The 1,879-nt window shown below is 75.9% G+C and carries 2 protein-coding genes; both read right to left on the bottom strand.

Going from position 1 to position 1,879, the window contains the following annotated elements; genetic code table 11:
• Positions 1 to 139: 139 nt before the first annotated feature.
• Positions 140 to 943, bottom strand: coding sequence for a (d)CMP kinase (gene cmk / locus ND748_RS31060; RefSeq protein WP_251749870.1), 804 nt, complete (start codon positions 941 to 943; stop codon positions 140 to 142).
• A gap of 254 nt (positions 944 to 1,197) precedes the next feature.
• The coding region (locus ND748_RS31055) for a prephenate dehydrogenase dimerization domain-containing protein (RefSeq protein ID WP_251749869.1) at positions 1,198 to 1,879 on the bottom strand (682 nt) is incomplete at its 5' end.

Raw genomic sequence — 1,879 nt, 5'->3', positions numbered from 1 at the left:
GTCTCGGGGGCCGGCCGGGCGGTCGCGGGGCTGGGGGCGGTCGCGGGGCTGGGGACAGGGGTGGGGCCGGGGACAGGGGTGGGGCCGGGGGCGGAGCCGGTCCGGGTGGTCGTCTCGTCCGCGGCCCGTTCGGAACCCGTCACGTCGTCACGTTCGACGACTGCCCGCAGCGCCGCAGGACCTCGTCGACCACCTCGGGGACGGACAGGGCCGACGAGTCCAGCACGATCGCCCCCGCGGGGATCGCCAGCGGGTCGGCGGCGCGGCTCGAGTCGAGCGCGTCACGCCGGTCCAGCTCGGCCAGCGTCCGCGCGACGTCGTCGACGCCCTTCTCGCCGAGCTGGCGCGACCGGCGCAGCGCCCGCACCTCCGTCGACGCGGTGAGGAACACCTTGATCTGGGCGTCCGGCGCGACGACGGAACCGATGTCGCGGCCCTCGACGACGATGCCGCCGGGCCGGGTGGCGGCGATCACCTGGCGCTGCTGGGCGACGAGGCGCGCCCGCACCGCGGGCACCGCGGCGATGGCGCTGACCGCGTTGGTGACCGCCCTGGTGCGGATCTCGGCGTCCACTGCGACCCCGTCGACGGCGATCGACGGGTCGTCCGGGTCGGTACCGACGGAGAGCACGGCCCGCTCGGCGAGTTCCGCCACGGCCTGTGGGTCCTCGATGTCGATGCGCCGCTCCAGCGCGAGCTGGGTGACGGCGCGGTACATCGCCCCGGTGTCGAGATAGCGCAGCCCGAGGCGCCGCGCGAGCTCGCGGGCCACCGTGCTCTTTCCCGATCCGCCGGGGCCGTCAACCGCCACGATCAGCCCCTCGACCGGGCCGTCGGCGAGCGCGGACACGCTCCCCTCGGACCCGAGCGGCGCGGACGTTCCCTTCGCCCCGTCGGCGGCGCTATCGCCCACCGACAGCGCAGACCCGTGCTCGGGCTTCACCCGATTCCTCCGTCCCGGACACCTGAGAATCATCGGATCGCGCCGCGCGGGCCCCTACCCGCGCCGCCCCACCCCGACCCTCGCCCACCGCGAGGGCGGTGGCCGGCCCGTTGGCCGCGGTCACCGGACGACGAACGTCAGACGACTCCCGGCACGCGGACCGGGCCGAAGGGCGGGTCGGTGGCATCAACCCGTCGGTCACGCCGCGGCGGGGACCGTCGCGGGCAACCCGGATCAGGCTACTCGGTACCGCATCAGGATCGTCGGTATGCCGTCCATCCGGTGGCTGTGAGCCGGTCGACGAGACTGTCCGCGACCGCCGGATCGACGGCGAGTTCGACGATGCCGGCCGGCGCGTCCAGGCTGTGTTCGAACGGGCCGACATCCTCGATGTTGACGTCCCACGTGCTGATGAGCCCGACGATCGCGGCGAGCTGCCCGGGCCGGTCGTCGAGCACCACCCCGACCCAGCCCCACGACCGCGCCGTGGCACCGGCCTTACGCGGCAGCAGCGCGCGCCCCGCGTGCCCGTCCCGCATGAGCCCGGTCACCGCCGTGGTGACCTCGTCGGCGCCGGCCGCGTCGAGGACGTCGGCGAGGGCGGTCAGCCGGGAGCCCAGGTCGCGCACCCGCCGGGCGATCGGCCCCCGGTTGCCCTCGACGATCCCCGCCCACAGCTCGGCGTCGCTGTCGGCGAGCCGGGTGGTGTCCCGGAACCCCTGCCCGGCGAGCGGCACCTCCCCCGGCGAAAGCCCCACCAGCACCCCGGCGAGCGCACTGGCGACGAGCTGGGGCACGTGCGAGACGGTCGCCATCGCCTCGTCGTGACGCTCCGGCGTGGTCCGCACCGGGGTGGCGCCGCAGGCCAGGGCCAGCGCCACGGTGGCGTGCAGCGCCGCGGCGCCGGTGTGCGGGTCCGGGCAGACCGCCCACACC

The sequence above is a fragment of the Frankia sp. AiPs1 genome, from assembly GCF_023716945.1.
Lineage (GTDB): Bacteria > Actinomycetota > Actinomycetes > Frankiales > Frankiaceae > Frankia.
The sequence above is the reverse complement of the archived record's forward strand: the minus strand, read 5'-3'. Positions and strand labels throughout refer to the sequence as shown.